This is a genomic window from Haloarcula pellucida, assembly GCF_014647235.1.
GTDB lineage: Archaea > Halobacteriota > Halobacteria > Halobacteriales > Haloarculaceae > Haloarcula > Haloarcula pellucida.
On sequence record NZ_BMOU01000001.1, the window covers coordinates 891437 to 906471 of the forward strand.

Genomic DNA, 15035 nt, shown 5'->3' on the forward strand with positions numbered 1-15035 from the left:
CGGCGATAGCCGAACTTCTTTGTAGTCGTCTAGAGAACGCCGTGATATGTCCAGTGACGACCTGGAGGCGTCACTCGAGCAGGTCATTACACGCTTCAATCTCGGCGAATACGAGATTGCCGCGTATCTGGCCGTCCTCCAACACGGCGAACTGACTGCCTCTGAGATATCGGAGAATACCGATATCCCGCAACCACGAGTGTACGACACCGTCAGGAGTCTGAGCGACGTCGGCCTCGTCGAACTCAAGGAGTCCCGGCCGATGAAGGTCCTCGCCATCGACCCCCGGGAAGCGTTCGGCGACATACAGGACTCGCTCGACGACTTGGTCGACGACCTCTCGACGCGGTACACTGCACCGGCCCGCGAACCGGAAGCCGTCTCTCTCGTGAAGTCCCGTCCCACTATCCTCCGGTACCTAGACGACATCATCGAGACGGCGGAGTACGAACTGACCCTCTCGCTGACACCGTCGCTGTTAGACCGGTTCGAGTCGCAACTGGCCGAGCGACGCGACGCCGGTATCGCCATCGAAATCCTCCTGTCTCCTGCCTCGGCGGCACCGAACCCGGACGAGTTCGACTACAACTCCGTCGCGACGACGGTGAAGGGTCGCCGCGGTATCACGACGCCGGTAGTCGCCGTCGCCGACGGGAACTACTCGATGTACGCCACGCGCGAATCCATCCGCGGTGACACCGACCGCTACGGTGTCATCTTCAACCGCTCGGAACTCGGCTTTCTCGTCTCCGGGTTCCTCAACACGGTCCTCTGGACCACCGCGGAAGTTATCGCCTCCGACGGCATGGAACTGCCGTTCCCCCGCCGGTACGGGACGATTCGGCGGTGTATCTCGGACTTGACGGCGCTCGACGGCGAGTTCTACGCCACTATCGAGGGTCGTGACGTGGAGACCGGTGACCACTGGGTCGCCCAGGGCAAGGTCAAGGAAGCCTCGTTCGGTCCCAACCGCGAGATAGCGACGCTGGTCGTCGAAACCGCCGACGGGCCGGTCGACGTCGGTGGACAGGTGGCCACCTACGAGGACATCGAGGCCTACGAGATACAGATCGGCCGGGACGAACCACCGACTGCCTGACTGGGTCGAAGGACAATGAGTGTCGTGGGCGGTCGCCCACGACGGGACGGCGTCGGGCAGACGGCGTCGAAAGTCGCCTTCCGGCAACACTGTCCGGTATTGGCGGTGGTGATGCCGTACGCGACGGCACTGTCAGCAGGGACACAACCCGGACAGACAGCATGTGTTATCCTCGCCACCGAAACAAAAAGATGCGAGTATCTCCGAGCGGAAGTTTCCGCCGCGTGGTCAGTAACTCACGTCTCGCGGAAGTCTCCGAGCGTGATGGAAACTGATATGTGCGATCGATTTCACTAACGGCCCGTAGGAAGTATGGGCACTGACTCTCTCGTTAGCTACGTCGGTTCGTCCTCGGTTCGGTCCGACGTCGTCGACTCGCTCCACGAACAGCCCCGGCCGACGGACGCGCTGTTATCGACGCTGGACGCGAGTGAGTCAGCAGTGTACGATGCACTGTCGAACCTCGAATCCCGGGGGCTGGTGACCGAGACGCCCGACGGGTGGCGGTTGACCGGGTCCGGGCGTCTCGTCGGAGATACGTTGGAACGACAGCGAGCGACGGACAGACTGCTCGCCGCGAACCCGTGCTACTGGGAGCGTCACGACACCAGCGTCCTGCCACAGGCGTTTCGGTGTCGCCTCCCCCAACTCGGTGCCTACGAGGTCATAGAACGGGCGGAGCACGATCTCAGAGGCCTCGTCCCGTGGGTGGTATCGAAAGTCGACGCTGTCGAGAGCTGTGAGATAATCTCGCCGATGTACCACCGAGAGTATCAGGAGGTGATGCCCGACAACGCCGACTCACGACTCCTCGTCGGGCAACACGTCGTCGACGACGTACTATTAGAGATGGACGATAGTCCGTTCCCGCGAACGTACGACGAGACGCCCGTCCGCGTGTCGTCGGTGCCGTTCGCGCTGGGCGTCTCCGAGGAGTGGGTCATCCTCACGCTCCCGGACCACGACGGACACTGGCCGGACGCGAAGGTGTTCTCGACGGACGATTCGGCCGTCCAGTGGGGACGGGCGCTGTTCGACGCTGTCTGGAAGGACGGGACGCCGTTACCCGCGTACCTGTCGGACGAGTAGATTTTGGCGAACCTAAAAGTTCAAGAGGGACCAGCAGAGAGTGCCCGGTAATGAGTACACAGCAGGGCGTCACGGCGAGTGCGTCCGAGTACACGTTCGACGACCTGGCGGTCGTGATGGGCACGTACAACGAGGCGGAAGCTATCGGGGCGGTACTCTCGGATATCGACGACGTGACCGACGGTCGGGCGGAAGTCGTCTGCGTCGACGGGTCGAGCGACCGGACGCCAGAGATAGCGCGCGACCACGGAGCGACCGTCATCGAACAGGAACCGCAAGGCTACGGCGTCGCCGTCCGAGAGGCCATCTTGGCACCCGACCGGTCGGTCGTGGTCACGACGGACTGTGACGACACGTACCCGATGGAGCGCCTGCCGGACTTCCTCGCGGAGATAAACGACGGTGCCGACGTGGTCAGCGGAGACCGCCTCTACTACGGCGCCGAGGAGATGCCCGGCATCAACAAACTCGGCAACGAACTGTTCGCACTGCTCGCGAGCGTCCTCATGAACAAGCGCGTCCACGACACGACGACGGGGATGCGTGCCTACCGGCGCGAGGTCGTCCAGAAGATTCGCTGGACGGAGAACACGGGCCTCTCGGCAGAACTGCTGATGCGGCCGCTGATGCGCGGCTACGACGTTCGGGAACGACCCATCGAGTACGACGAGCGAAAGGGGGAGACGAAACTCGACCCGTTCTCCGGCGGCCTCGAAATCGCCGGGTCAATCGTCCGCGTCGCGCTCGAAGAGCGGTTCCGGTAACGTTACTCGGGCGGCCGGCGGTAACTTCGCGTCCCGCCGGGGTGGCCCTGCGGGTTCTCGATGCCGACGAGTCGCCCGCCAGTCGGCGAACTGTACAGCGCGAACAGGAGGTCGTTGACGAGGTAGTACCGAACTCGCTGGCGCGGGTCGCCGTCGGGGTCCGGCGTCGCTATCCGGACGCCCATCGCACCGAGCGTCTCGTCCTGCGTGGCCGGGTCGAGCGCGACGAACTCGTCGCCTTCCCACTCGCTGGCGTACTCGTCGAGGGCGGCGACGGCGTCGGCCATCGCCGCGGCGCGCGTCGAATCGGCGTTCAACCGACCCGCGACGTAGGCGTCGACGAAGTCTTCGATGCCCGCTAACTCGCTGGGGTAGACGGTCGCGGCGACGGCGTAGACCGTCCGCCGTTCGTGGTCCCCGAACTCGTTCTCCGCGTCGGTACTCCGGTCGCTCCACGACAGTGCGGTAACACCGCCCGCGACGGTGATACCCGCCGCACCGAGGGCTTTCAACGCGTCTCGCCTCGTCAGTTCGTACTCGGTCATGCTGTTGCCTCCAGCGTCACGTTCATCTCGATGCCGTACCGGTGACTGCCGGGCACGTAGGCCGCCTGCCCGCCACACCGTCGTTCGGACCAGCACACTTCGAGTCGGGGCGTGAGCGCCTGCACCGTACCGTTGTGCTGGTCGACGGGGAGGACCACCCGATACTTGAACCCCGATCCGGTGCCGTAATCGACGAACGCGATCATCGTCACGGTGCCGCGCTCGGGCGTCGGGACCGCGACAGTGCCGTTTACGCCCGTGCCGCGAAGGCGCGTGCTGTTGCCGTCGGTCACCAGTCCGAGATCCAGCGGTTCGGTCCCGCTAATCGTGGTGTAGGCGTTCTGCTCGCCGTTCGTGAGTCGAATCGACGTGAGAAGTGCCTGGTCCGGGACCGTGGCGTCGACCCTCGTCGTCACCGACTCGCCCTCGGCGTGGCGGACGCGTTGGAGCGTCGGTTCGACCGGTTGGCCGAGGTACGGTATCCACTCGCCCCGATAGCCGTAGCGGTAGTACTGCCGGTCCGGATAGCTCTCGACGACGTCGAACTGCCGGTCTTGCATGGCGTAGACGGTGTCGCCGTCGAATCCCGGGTCGTTACGAAGGGGCTGAAACGGGTGGTTCAGCCAGTCGCCGTACGGCGTCGGGAGGAACACGACGCTGTTCGAGAGAGCACGCTCCTCGAAGGGGTCGTAGGCCTGCTCGTACTGCTGGGTGACGGTGTAGTTGTCCTGTATGGGTTCCCCGAGTGCGACGGCGGCCGCCCCGCCACCGACCGCCGCACAGACGAGCGTGAGCGCCGCGAGTGCCGGACGGACGCGGTCTTCGGAGACGCCCCCTTCGACTGCCGTTCGAACGCGGTCAGCGGTCCACAGGACGCCGACGGCACCGAACGCGACCGTCGGGACGAGCAGGTCGACGTGGTAGTACGGGCCGAGGAAGCGAACGAGACCGTCCGTCGGGTCCGAGAGGGCGCCGAGCATGTTGACCGTCCCCCAGAAGTAGAGGTTCCCGAGCGGCACTGTCAGAAACGCGCCGGCGAGCGCCAGTTGCCGGGCGTCGAACCCCCGCCGACGTGCGACAGCGACGCCGATTGCGGCCGCGAGGGTTCCGAGCGGTCCAGCGACGACCCACTGCGTCGCGAACTTCCAGAGCAGTTCGACGTTGGCCGTGATCGAGAGCGCGGGCGTGAACTCCCGGGAGTACCCCAGAATGGACCGCTCACCGAACCCGAGGCCGTCGTTCGGGGCGAACGCCTGATACGGGAAGACGAGCGGGTCGCCGGTGGTGAGGGTGTTATAGCCCAGCGCTAACAGGACGCCCCCGAGGCCGAACACCGCGGTGAGACCGACGCGTTCGACGACCGTGCGGTCCAGCGACCGGAGCGACCAGAGCGCGTGCAGGATGAACGGCGTCGCGAACAGGACTGCCGTGAACGGTCGGGCGAAGAACGCGATGCCGACGCAGACGCCGGCGAGCGCGCCGGTCCGGCGACTCCCGGTCCGGTCGGCGTGGAGGTAACTCGCGGCGAACCCGAGGTTCCAGAACGTCGTCGGGACGTAGGAGAGAAACACCGAGGCGTCGACGAGGAACAGCGGCGACGCGAGCATGAGGACGCTAGCGACGACGCCAGTCCGCTGGTCGAAGGCTTCGCGGACGGTGTGATAGGTGCCCGCGAGGACGCCCGTGGCGACGAGTCCGAGCGCGACTCGGTATCCCCCGAGCAGTTTGCCAGCGGCGAACATCGCGGCCGGAACCGGCGTGTACTTCGAGTAGAGGCCGCGCTCGCTCTCGACGAAGAACCACGGGCGGAAGACGCCGTCGACGGGTGGCTGGAGGAACAACCGCCCCTCCAGCAGCATCGCGGCTTGCTGGAGGTACACCGCTTCGTCGTGGTTGCTCGTGTGGTACGGAAAGACGAGGTGCGAGACGGCGAAGACGAGGGCGCCACCCAGCAGGGCGACGACGGCAGCCTGGACCCGTGGCCGCCGCAGACGGTTCATTCCGCGGGGTACCAGGCCAGTTCGTGGTCGGCGGCGAGGTCGACTTCGACTGGCTGGCCGGCCTCGAACGTCTCGACGTGGTTGTGCATACAGTGGACGACGTCGCCACTGTGGAGTTCGACCCGGTAGATGAACGAGGGGCCGTTGTACTGTCGGTGGACGACGTAGCCGTCGGCTTTCGGTTCACTGGTCGGAACCGCCTGTAAGTCGTCCGGGCGGACGAGGACGTCTATCATCGCGCCGTCGTAGGCCTCGATGGGGCCGTTCAGCAGTTCGAGGTCGAACGATCCCAGTCCGGTCTCCAACTGCTCGTCGGTGACGCGGGCAGAGAGGAAACTCGCCTGTCCGAGGAAACTGGCGACGAAGCGGCTCTCGGGGTTCTCGAACACCTTCGCCGGGTCGCCGACCTGCGCGATGTCGCCGTCGTTCATGATGGCCACCCGGTCGCTGATGGACAGCGCCTCCTCCTGGTCGTGAGTCACAGAGATGGCGGTGACGCCCGCCCGCTTCAGAATCTTGCGAACCTCTTCGCGCATCTCGACCCGGAGGCGGACGTCGAGGTTCGAGAAGGGTTCGTCCAGCAGGAGGACGTCCGGTTCGGGGGCCAGCGAGCGCGCGAGTGCGACGCGCTGTTGCTGGCCGCCCGAGAGCTGGCTCGGCATCTTGTCGTGGTGGGCTTCGAGGTCCACGAGTTCGAGGAGGTCGTCGACCCGCTGGTCGGTGTCGGCGTCGTCCATGTCGGTCAGGCCGAAGGCGATGTTCTCGGCGACCGAGAGGTGCGGAAAGAGGGCGTAGTCCTGAAAGACGATGCCGACGTCGCGTTCCTCCGGCTTGCGGAACGTCCCGTCGGGGTCACCGGCCACCTTCTCGTCGGCGATAGCGATGGTGCCACTCGTCGGTTCCTCGAGCCCCGCGATCATCCTGAGCGTGGTCGTCTTCCCACAGCCGGAGGGGCCAAGCAGCGTCAGGAGTTCGCCCTCCTTGACTTCGAGCGAGAGGTCCGAGACGGCCTCCTCCTGTGCGTAGTCTTTACTGACGCCGCTCACCTCTAAGACCGTGTGGTCGGGGTCAGATACCGACGTTTCGACCGTTTCGAACTCCGAGAGTTGCTGTGATGTCTGTTGTTTTGCCATGTTACCTTCGCTCCTGTCTGAGGATGACGAGCATCGAGAGTCCCGACACGCCGACCAGAATCAGGGCGGGGACCGCCGCCTGTCCCTGGTATGCCGCGCCCCGGACGAGCCAGATGTACGTGACGATAGTCTCGAAGCCCGTGGGGCGTAACATCAGCGTTGCCGGCAATTCCTTCATCGTCGTCAGGAACACCAGCGCCGCGCCGGCCGCGATACCCGGTGCGACCAGTGGCAACACCACTTCGCGAAACGCCGAGAGCGGCGCGTAGCCCAGCGACCGGGCGGCCTCGATGTAGCTCGGGTCGACCTGTAGGATCGACGACTCCGTCGTCCCGACGGCCTGCGGGAGGAACCGGACGACGTACGCGAACACCAGCACGATGACGCTCTGATAGAGAAACGGGACGAACCGGAGCGCGAGGTAGATGAGCGAGAGACCGATGACCACGCCCGGAACGGCATAGCCGACGTAGGATATGCGTTCGGGGAGCGAGGACAGGCCGCTGTCACCGCGAGCAGCGAGGTACGCGATAGGGAGCGCGACCACGACACAGATGGCCGCCGCCGCGGCCGCCAGCCCGACGGAGTTGAGTATCGGCGTCAGGCCGAACGTGAACTGCCCCGGCGCCGTCGACTCGGACCGGAGGAGCCACTGCGTGAGAATCCCGATCGGGAGCGCCAGACAGAGCGTGGCGATGGCCGCACAGAACAGCGTCGCCGGCAGTTTCCAGTAGCCCAACCGGATGGTGCCGGGCCTGCGGTCGCCGCTGCTGACGTAGGCGCCGTCGCGGCCGGCGCTGATGCGCGACTCGACGCCGAGGATGCCCATCGCCATCACGAGCAGTAGTATCGAGAGCACGGCGGCGGAGTCTAGGTTCCGCGCCTGTTGCTCCGTGAATATCATCCGCGTGAACACGTCGTACTGCATGATGGCCGGCGTCCCGAAGTCAGACAGCGTGTACAGCGCCACCAACAGGGCCCCCGCCGCGATACCCGGCGCAATCTGGGGGAACGTGACACGCTTGAACGCCTCCCAGCGCGTGTGGTTCAGCGTCCGGGCTGCCTCGACGACGGTGCCGTCGAACGAGAGCAACGACGCGCGCGTCGTGAGAAACACGTAGGGGTACGTAAACAGCGTCAGTACCAGCACCGTCCCGTGGAGCCCGAATATCGGCGGAATCTGCTCGACGCCGAACGGTGCGAGCAGGTCGGCGAGTTCCCCGCGTGGGCCGAACGCCGAGACGAAGGCGAACGCGCCGATGTAACTCGGGACGACCAGCGGGAGCGCCGACGTGACTGTCCAGAACCGCCGGAACGGGAGGTCGGTCTGCACCGTGAGAATCGCCAGCGGGACGCCGACGAGTATCGAGACGCCAGTGACCGCCGTGACGAGGACGAGCGTGTTTATCGTGACGCCGATGGCCGTCTCGCCGGTGACGAGCGCGACGATGCGATGCGTCGGCATCTCGCTTGCGTGGATAGCGAGCCAGACCAGCGGCGACACCAACAGCAACGAGAGTGCGATAGTGACCACCGTGAGCACCGGCGGGGCCTGTGACGACGCGTCGCTCGCCGTCCCGTTTGCCTGCTCCCGTAGTTGCTCGAAGCGGTCACTCGCGCTCATGTTAGAGGACGCCGGCGTCCCGCATCAGGTCGACGGTGCCCGAGACGTCGGCCAGTTCCGTGAGGTCGATGTCCGGCGGATTCAGCTCGTCGATTCGCGGGAGGTCGCCGACCGGGGCGACGCCGGGTATCATCGGATAGGCGAACGTCCGGGTGGCGAAGAACTCCTGTGCCTCCGCGGAGAGGACGTGCCTGACGAAGTTCGCGGCCAGTTCGCTGTTGTCCGTCCCCTGTACGATCTCGAGGCCGGAGACGTTGACGAGTGCGCCCGCGTCGCCCTCGGTGAACGCCAGCGCGATGGGGGCGTCGGGACGGCCCGACTGCACGCGAAGCGCGTAGTAGTGGTTGGCAAAGCCGGCCCCGATGGTGCCGTCGGCCACGGTGTTCGAGACGACGAACTCGTTGTTGTACTCCGTGATGCCGTGGTCGAGCATCGCCTGCAGCCACCTCCTCGTCTCGTCGTCGTCGCGGAGGAGACGCATCGCGGTGACGAACGACTGGAACGCGCTGTAGGTCGGTGCCCATCCCATCGTCCCCTGTAACGCCGCCGTCTCGGGGAACTGCTGGACCGTCGACGGAATCTCCGACGCCGAGAACTGGTCCGTGTTGTACGGAATCGAGCGGGCGCGACCGGCGATACCGACCCAGCGGCCCTGCCCGTCCTGGAAGTCCTCCGGGACGGCAGAGAGCGCCTCCTCCGGTAGGGGTGCGGTCGCACCGGCGTTCGCAACCGCGCCGAGCGACCCGGCGTCGACGGCCATGAACACGTCGGCCTGCGTCGCGTCTGCCTCGTACTCCTCGATGATAGTGTTCGCGAGGTCGCTGGAGGGTTCGAGGCGATGGCTCGCCGAGAAGTTCTCGTACTTTCGCTCCAGCAGTTCGATGAGGTCGAGATAGAGGCCGCCTTCGCCGCCGCCGAGGTACAGGGTCAGTTCGCCCTCCAGGTCCGGAAGGTCCTCGATAGACGTCCCACTTGGCGACTCGCGCTGTTCGACCAACGGGCCGGAGCCGCGGAAGTCGGCCAGTGAGACGGCACCACTCGAACTTCCGCCGCCGTTGTTGAGAATACCGGAACAGCCAGTGAGCGCAGTGGCGAGCGACGCGCCACCGAGCGCGAGGAATCGCCGCCGAGACGCGGGGGCGACAGCCCGGCCGGACGCGTCGTCGTGAGAGTCAGTCATCGTTGTCAATATTGTTTTAGGTTTGCCTAAATAGTTGCGTTTCTAGTCGTCCGCCGTCGCCGGGACACGGTCCGTCTCGTTGGCCGCCAGTTCGTCGAGGCAGTCCAGCCAGTCGAGCATGAACTCCCCGCAGTAGTTAAGGAAGGCACCGTTTTCCCAGTCACTGAAATCGCCCTCCGTGAGTCGTTCGCCCATCGCCTCGAACACGTCGGCGTAGGAGTCGGCGTCGTCGCCGACGGCGTCTGTCTCCTCGTAGACGTGTTCGTTGAGTTCGAGGCCGTGGACCTCGTTGGTGAGGTCCGAGAACGTCGAGCGTGGGGCCTTGTTGTGCTCACAGAGCGGGTCGCCGTTGTAAATCTGCTTGCCGAGGACGTCACAGGCCCGTTTGAGGAACAGGCCCGACCAGATGTCGTCGAAACGGCCGACGTCCCACTCGTTGTCGTCCATCGGCAACTGGTAGAACGCCGGGACGACTTCCCGGCGGAAGGCGAGGTTCATCGAACAGACCGTGAGGTAGTTCCCTTCGGCGGCGACGAAGTCCTCGCCGAAGTCCGTCTCGTCGGTTCGGGTCTGGGCCTGCCCCTGCAGGTCGCCGTCCATCAGGATGCGGACGGCGTCGAGGTCGGGGACGTTCGTCCAGAGGCCCTGTGAGGCGACAACGTCGTCGACGTACGTGGTCGCCGTCTCGACTGTCTCGTCCATCGCCGCGTAGGGGTACCCGCGGGGGTACAGGCCGTGGTCGTCCTCGTTCTGGTAGAGGACGTTCACCCAGTCCTCGTCGGAGCTGACGGTCTCGATCTCGCCCTCGAAGGCGAGGTTCGCCATGTGGGTGCCGAAGAAGTCGACGTCCTCGTGGGGGAGCGTGTCGTCGTCGATGAACACGCCGTACTCGAAGTCGTTGGCCCAGAGGTACAGGAGGCCGAACGACGTCTGTGCGTGACTGGCCTCGGGAATGAGGTGGTCGTACTCGGCTATGCCCTGTTGGTCGAACCACTCGGCGCGGGCCTCGCCGTCGAAGACGACACCGGAGACGCCCGCATCGGAGAGCATCTCGGCCATGGCGTCGGTGTCACAGAAGTCTTCTGTGACCAGAACGACGAACAGTCGGTCCAGGTCGAACCCGTGGGTGCGGGCGTTCTCGAAGTACTGTCGCATGCACTCGTGGTTCCGTATCGTCGGCACCACGACACAGATGTCCTCGCTCATCGTGCCCCAACATCTTTAGGGCGCCCTAAAGAGCGTGTCGTTATCGTTCAGACGGAGCGGCCACCGGCTTCACGGTTTCGTTCCTTCGTGAGTCTGTAACTCGAGAATCACGATGGTAGTGTCACCCAAGGTGATTATATTCACGCGACGACGATTAAAGGCGTCTAAGGCGAACTATTATTTGGCTGTGCTTTGCCCTCCTAGTCGAGAGATGAGTGCATCAAGCAACGGGGGTCACATCGAAGAACTATGAACCTCGACAACCAGACCTGCGTGGTTACAGGGTCATCACGAGGCATCGGACGCGGCATCGCGAAGGACCTCGGCAGAAACGGGGCCAACGTCGTCGTCAACTACCGGTCTTCCGAGGCCGAAGCGCGGGCTGTCGTCGAGAGCATCCGAGAGGAGGGCGGCGAAGCCATCGCCGCACAGGCCGATGTCGCGAAACCCGACGAAGTGCAGGCCATGCGAGAGAAGGTGGTCGACGAGTACGGACCGGCCGACGTCCTCGTCAACAACGCGGGCATCACCATCGATAAGAAGTTCGAGAACATGACCCGCGAGGACTGGGATACGGTCATCGACGTCAACCTCGGCGGGGTGTTCAACTGTACCGATGCGTTCTACGACGACATCAAGGAGGCCGAACACGGCCGTCTCATCAACATCTCTAGCGTCGTCGGTCAGCAGGGGAACATCGGGCAGGCCAACTACGCGACGACGAAATCGGGCCTGTTCGGTTTCACGCGGACGCTCGCTCTCGAACTCGCACACACCGGGGCGACAGCCAACTGCGTCGCACCGGGATTCGTCGAGACGGACATGCTAGAGGAGGTACCAGAGCGTGTACAGGAGAAGATACTCCGCGAGATTCCGCTCGACCGCTTTGCCACTGTCGAAGACATCGCGGGCATCGTGCGGTTCGTCGCCAGCGAGGAGTCCAGTTACATGACCGGACAGGTACTCGGCGTCAACGGCGGGATGGAGTGGTAACATGAGCAAACAGGAAGACCCGGACGCAGACGAGAGCGAATCGGCCAGCGACCCAGTCGAGGAACTGCGCGAGAAGCGCCGGCAGGCCGAACTCGGCGGCGGCGAGGCGCGCATCGAGGCCCAACACGAGAAGGGCAAGATGACCGCCCGCGAGCGTATCGACTTCCTCGTCGACGAGGGGACGTTCAACGAGGTCGACCCGTTCGTCGAACACCGCTCGACGAACTTCGGGATGGAGGAGAAACGCTACGCCGGCGACGCCGTCGTCACGGGCTACGGCGAAGTCGACGGACGGAAGGTGTTCCTCTTCGCCCACGACTTCACCGTCCTCGGTGGCTCAGTCGGCGAAGTCGTCGCCGACAAGATCTGCAAGGTGATGGACAAGGCCATCGAGAACGGCGTCCCCGTCATCGGCCTGAACGACTCCGGCGGCGCACGCATTCAGGAGGGCGTCGACTCGCTGGTCGGGTTCGCGAAGATCTTCGAGCGCAACACGAAGGCGAGCGGCCTCATTCCACAGATTTCGGCCATCATGGGGCCGTGTGCCGGCGGTGCGACGTACTCCCCGGCGCTGACGGACTTTACCTTCATGGTGCAGGACACCAGCCACATGTTCATCACCGGGCCGGACGTCATCGAGACGGTCACCGGAGAGCAGGTGTCCAAAGAGGAACTCGGCGGCGCCAGTTCCCACTCGACGAAGTCCGGCGTCGCCCACTTCTCGTACCCCTCCGAGGAGGAGGCACTGGAGAACATCCGCCGACTCCTCTCGTACCTCCCGCAGAACAACATGGAGGACCCCCCGCGGGTCAAGCCGTGGGACGAACCGGACCGCGAAGTACCGGAGGTCACGGACATCGTCCCCTCGGCGCCGCGCAAACCCTACGACATGAGTCAGGTCCTCGGGCGCATCGTCGACGAGGAATCGTTGTTCGAGGTCCACGGCAACTGGGCGCGCAACGTCATCACCGGGTTCGCTCGGATGGACGGCCAGTCGGTCGGCGTCGTCGCGAACCAGCCACGAGTGAGCGCCGGAACGCTGGACATAGACGCCGCAGAGAAGGCCGCCCGCTTCGTCCGGTTCTGTGACTCGTTCAACATCCCTATCCTCACCTTCGTCGACGTCCCCGGGTTCATGCCCGGCACCGACCAAGAGCACAACGGCATCATTCGACGGGGGGCGAAACTCATCTACGCCTACGCCGAAGCGACGGTCCCGCTCCTCTCGGTAGTGGTCCGCAAAGCCTACGGTGGCGCCTACATCGTGATGTCGTCGAAGTTCCTCGGCAGCGACGTCAACTACGCGTGGCCGGGGTCGGAGATGGCCGTTCTCGGCCCGCGCGGGGCCGTCAACATCCTCTATCGCAAGGAGATCGCCAACGCCGACGACCCCGACGCCAAACGGCAGGCGCTGATGGACGACTTCCGCGAGGAGTTCGCCCACCCCTACGGCCCGGCCAAGCGCGGCTACCTCGACGACGTCATCGAACCGAAGGACACGCGCAAGCGCCTCATCGACGACCTCGACCTCCTCCAGCGCAAGCGCGAAGACACCCCACCGAAAGACCACGGGAACATCCCGCTCTGATGTCGTCGCTCGAACAACCCGAAACGGCCGAGCAGTCCGTCGACGAGGCCCCCCAGGGGGTGACCGTTACCGTCGAGGACGGTGAACTGGCCGTCTCGATACCCGACGACGCGACGGCCTCGGAGGCGGCGGCCATCACCGCCGCCGTCGGCGCCCACGTCACCGACCGGCAGCGCGCGGCCGCCGCGGCGGCCGCCAGTAGGCAGACCGTCGAGTACGTCGACGACTGGAAACTGGCCGGCCGACTGGAGCGCTTCGGAAAACGGCGTCGCCCCGAGAACGTCGAACGGGGCGACGAGTGGAAAGCAGCGGCGCGAGCGCGGTACTGATTACTCGAACTGTTCTAACACTTCGAGGTCACGGGCCGTCTTCATGAACTCCGCGAGGCGCCGTTCGTGGCCGCAGTCCTTGCACGCGAACGTCGTATCGGGGCTGGAGAGGTCGGCGACGTTCGCTTCCCAGTTCTCCTCGCAATCGGGACACTGCAGTTGAACCCATGCCTCCTGCATAGGAGAATCTGGACAGGGCGCAGTGATATACTTTGTGCGGATTGGCACCAGCCGACAACGCACTCCGCGACTGTTTAGGGTTGCCTAAAGATAGGAACCTTTATCACAATTAGGGTGGCCTAAACCTAAGCATGGATCGTCGCGACTTCGTGAAGACTGGTGGTATCGCACTCACAGGACTCTTCGCTGGCTGTTCGCAGGGTAGCAGCGAGACGGACGGAACGAACTCGGAGAACGGAACGACGGGATCGACGACCACCACCGAAAGCAGTTCCTACTCGGTTTCGATGGCCCCGATGGGCGAGGTGACGTTCGAGTCCGTCCCCGAGAAGTGGATCGCCTACGACGGCGCGTACGCCGACATGGCCGTCGCGCTCGGACAGGCCGACGGCATCACCGGCATCGGGTACGCAGACCGGTACTACACCTACGTCTACGACGAACTGGACGGTGTGAACGTCGACCGCTCGACGCTCACCGAGAACGAACTACTGGGCGACACCATCCCCAAAGAGCCGTTCTACGCGCTGGAGAACGACGTCCACCTGATGGACCCGAAGATGCTCATCAACTGGTTCGGGTGGTCCGAGAGCGACGTCGAGGATATTCGCGAGGCCGTCGCGCCGTTCTTCGGGAACCTCAACTTCCGACGCGAGGACGAGTGGCACGACTACCGCTACTACACGATGTACGAGGCGTTCGGGAAACTGGCGAACCTGTTCAAGGAGACCGAGCGCTACGAGCAGTTCGCCTCGCTCCACGACGAGTTCATCACGAAGGTACAGACGCAACTCCCGTCGGCCGGCGAGCGCCCGAACGTCCTGTTGACGTACGCCGGCGCGGACCAACCCGAGCAGTTCTCGCCGTATCGCATCACGGACAAGGGAACCAGCAAGAAGCAGTGGCACGACCTCGGCGTCGGCGACGCGCTCGCCGGCACGGGTATCGACGGCCTGAGTACGTCCGACAGGGGCAAAATCGACTACGAATCGATGCTCAACGTCGACCCCGACGTACTACTGGTCAGAGGGCACGAGCGCAAGTCCGCCGAGGAGTTCCGCAACACGGTCCTCGCCTACATGCGAGACCACGACGTCGCGAGCAAACTCTCGTGCGTCCAGAACGGGCGCGTCTACCGCGGCGGGTTCCTCCATCAGGGGCCGATTCAGAACCTCTTCCTCACCGAACGGGCGGCACAACAGCTGTTCCCCGAGACGTTCGGCGAAGTGACGAGCGACGAGACGCTGTTCGACCGCGGTCGCGTCTCCGAAATCGTAACCGGGAACTTCTGATACCGAGGCGCAC

General features: G+C 64.6%; 14 protein-coding genes. 7 read left to right on the plus strand and 7 right to left on the minus strand.

The window, feature by feature from the left end; genetic code table 11:
- Positions 1–46 precede the first annotated feature (46 nt).
- The 3 genes from trmB (at position 47) to IEY28_RS04620 (ending at position 2952) form a co-directional block, all read left to right on the plus strand.
- Positions 47–1099, plus strand: coding sequence for an HTH-type sugar sensing transcriptional regulator TrmB (gene trmB / locus IEY28_RS04610; protein WP_188994964.1), 1053 nt, complete (start codon positions 47–49; stop codon positions 1097–1099).
- 312 nt (positions 1100–1411) lie between these two features.
- Positions 1412–2188 (plus strand): helix-turn-helix transcriptional regulator, encoded by a 777-nt coding sequence (locus IEY28_RS04615; RefSeq protein ID WP_188994966.1) that lies wholly within the window; start codon positions 1412–1414, stop codon positions 2186–2188.
- 50 nt (positions 2189–2238) lie between these two features.
- Complete coding sequence (locus tag IEY28_RS04620) at positions 2239–2952, plus strand: dolichyl-phosphate hexose transferase (protein ID WP_188994968.1); 714 nt, start codon at positions 2239–2241, stop codon at positions 2950–2952.
- A 2-nt stretch (positions 2953–2954) separates the two neighbouring features.
- On the opposite strand, the gene IEY28_RS04625 is transcribed toward IEY28_RS04620, so the two are convergent.
- Genes IEY28_RS04625 through IEY28_RS04650 form a run of 6 tightly spaced genes read right to left on the minus strand, consistent with a single transcriptional unit; the run spans position 2955 to position 10640 of the window.
- A complete protein-coding gene (locus IEY28_RS04625; RefSeq protein WP_188994970.1) occupies positions 2955–3497 on the minus strand; it encodes a gluconate 2-dehydrogenase subunit 3 family protein in 543 nt (180 codons plus the stop codon).
- A complete protein-coding gene (locus IEY28_RS04630; RefSeq protein ID WP_188994972.1) occupies positions 3494–5497 on the minus strand; it encodes an ArnT family glycosyltransferase in 2004 nt (667 codons plus the stop codon). Before IEY28_RS04630 ends, IEY28_RS04625 begins: the two co-directional genes overlap by 4 nt.
- Entirely contained in the window at positions 5494–6630 is a 1137-nt protein-coding gene (locus IEY28_RS04635; protein WP_188994974.1) for an ABC transporter ATP-binding protein, read from the minus strand. Before IEY28_RS04635 ends, IEY28_RS04630 begins: the two co-directional genes overlap by 4 nt.
- A 1-nt stretch (position 6631) precedes the next feature.
- The gene (locus IEY28_RS04640; protein ID WP_188994976.1) at positions 6632–8254 is read right to left on the minus strand and encodes an ABC transporter permease; all 1623 of its coding nucleotides are present in this window, start codon (positions 8252–8254) and stop codon (positions 6632–6634) included.
- A gap of 1 nt (position 8255) precedes the next feature.
- Complete coding sequence (locus IEY28_RS04645) at positions 8256–9434, minus strand: extracellular solute-binding protein (RefSeq protein WP_188994978.1); 1179 nt, start codon at positions 9432–9434, stop codon at positions 8256–8258.
- A gap of 42 nt (positions 9435–9476) precedes the next feature.
- Positions 9477–10640, minus strand: a complete 1164-nt coding sequence (locus IEY28_RS04650; RefSeq protein WP_188994980.1) for an alpha-1 4-glucan-protein synthase — start codon at positions 10638–10640, stop codon at positions 9477–9479.
- A 249-nt stretch (positions 10641–10889) separates the two neighbouring features.
- Here IEY28_RS04650 and fabG point away from each other — a divergent pair, with 249 nt between their 5' ends.
- Genes fabG through IEY28_RS04665 form a run of 3 tightly spaced genes read left to right on the plus strand, consistent with a single transcriptional unit; the run spans position 10890 to position 13550 of the window.
- Positions 10890–11633, plus strand: a complete 744-nt coding sequence (gene fabG / locus IEY28_RS04655) for a 3-oxoacyl-[acyl-carrier-protein] reductase (protein ID WP_188994982.1) — start codon at positions 10890–10892, stop codon at positions 11631–11633.
- Between the two features lies 1 nt (position 11634).
- Positions 11635–13221, plus strand: a complete 1587-nt coding sequence (locus IEY28_RS04660; protein ID WP_188994984.1) for an acyl-CoA carboxylase subunit beta — start codon at positions 11635–11637, stop codon at positions 13219–13221.
- Positions 13221–13550, plus strand: coding sequence for a DUF8022 family protein (locus tag IEY28_RS04665; RefSeq protein ID WP_188994986.1), 330 nt, complete (start codon positions 13221–13223; stop codon positions 13548–13550). The genes IEY28_RS04660 and IEY28_RS04665 overlap by 1 nt, the downstream gene beginning before the upstream one ends.
- Here the strand turns inward: IEY28_RS04665 and IEY28_RS04670 are convergent, their stop codons facing one another.
- A complete protein-coding gene (locus IEY28_RS04670; RefSeq protein WP_188994988.1) occupies positions 13551–13730 on the minus strand; it encodes a DUF7836 family putative zinc-binding protein in 180 nt (59 codons plus the stop codon).
- 131 nt (positions 13731–13861) lie between these two features.
- Between IEY28_RS04670 and IEY28_RS04675 the strand changes: the two genes are divergently transcribed.
- Positions 13862–15022, plus strand: a complete 1161-nt coding sequence (locus tag IEY28_RS04675) for an ABC transporter substrate-binding protein (protein WP_188994990.1) — start codon at positions 13862–13864, stop codon at positions 15020–15022.
- Positions 15023–15035: the final 13 nt, after the last annotated feature.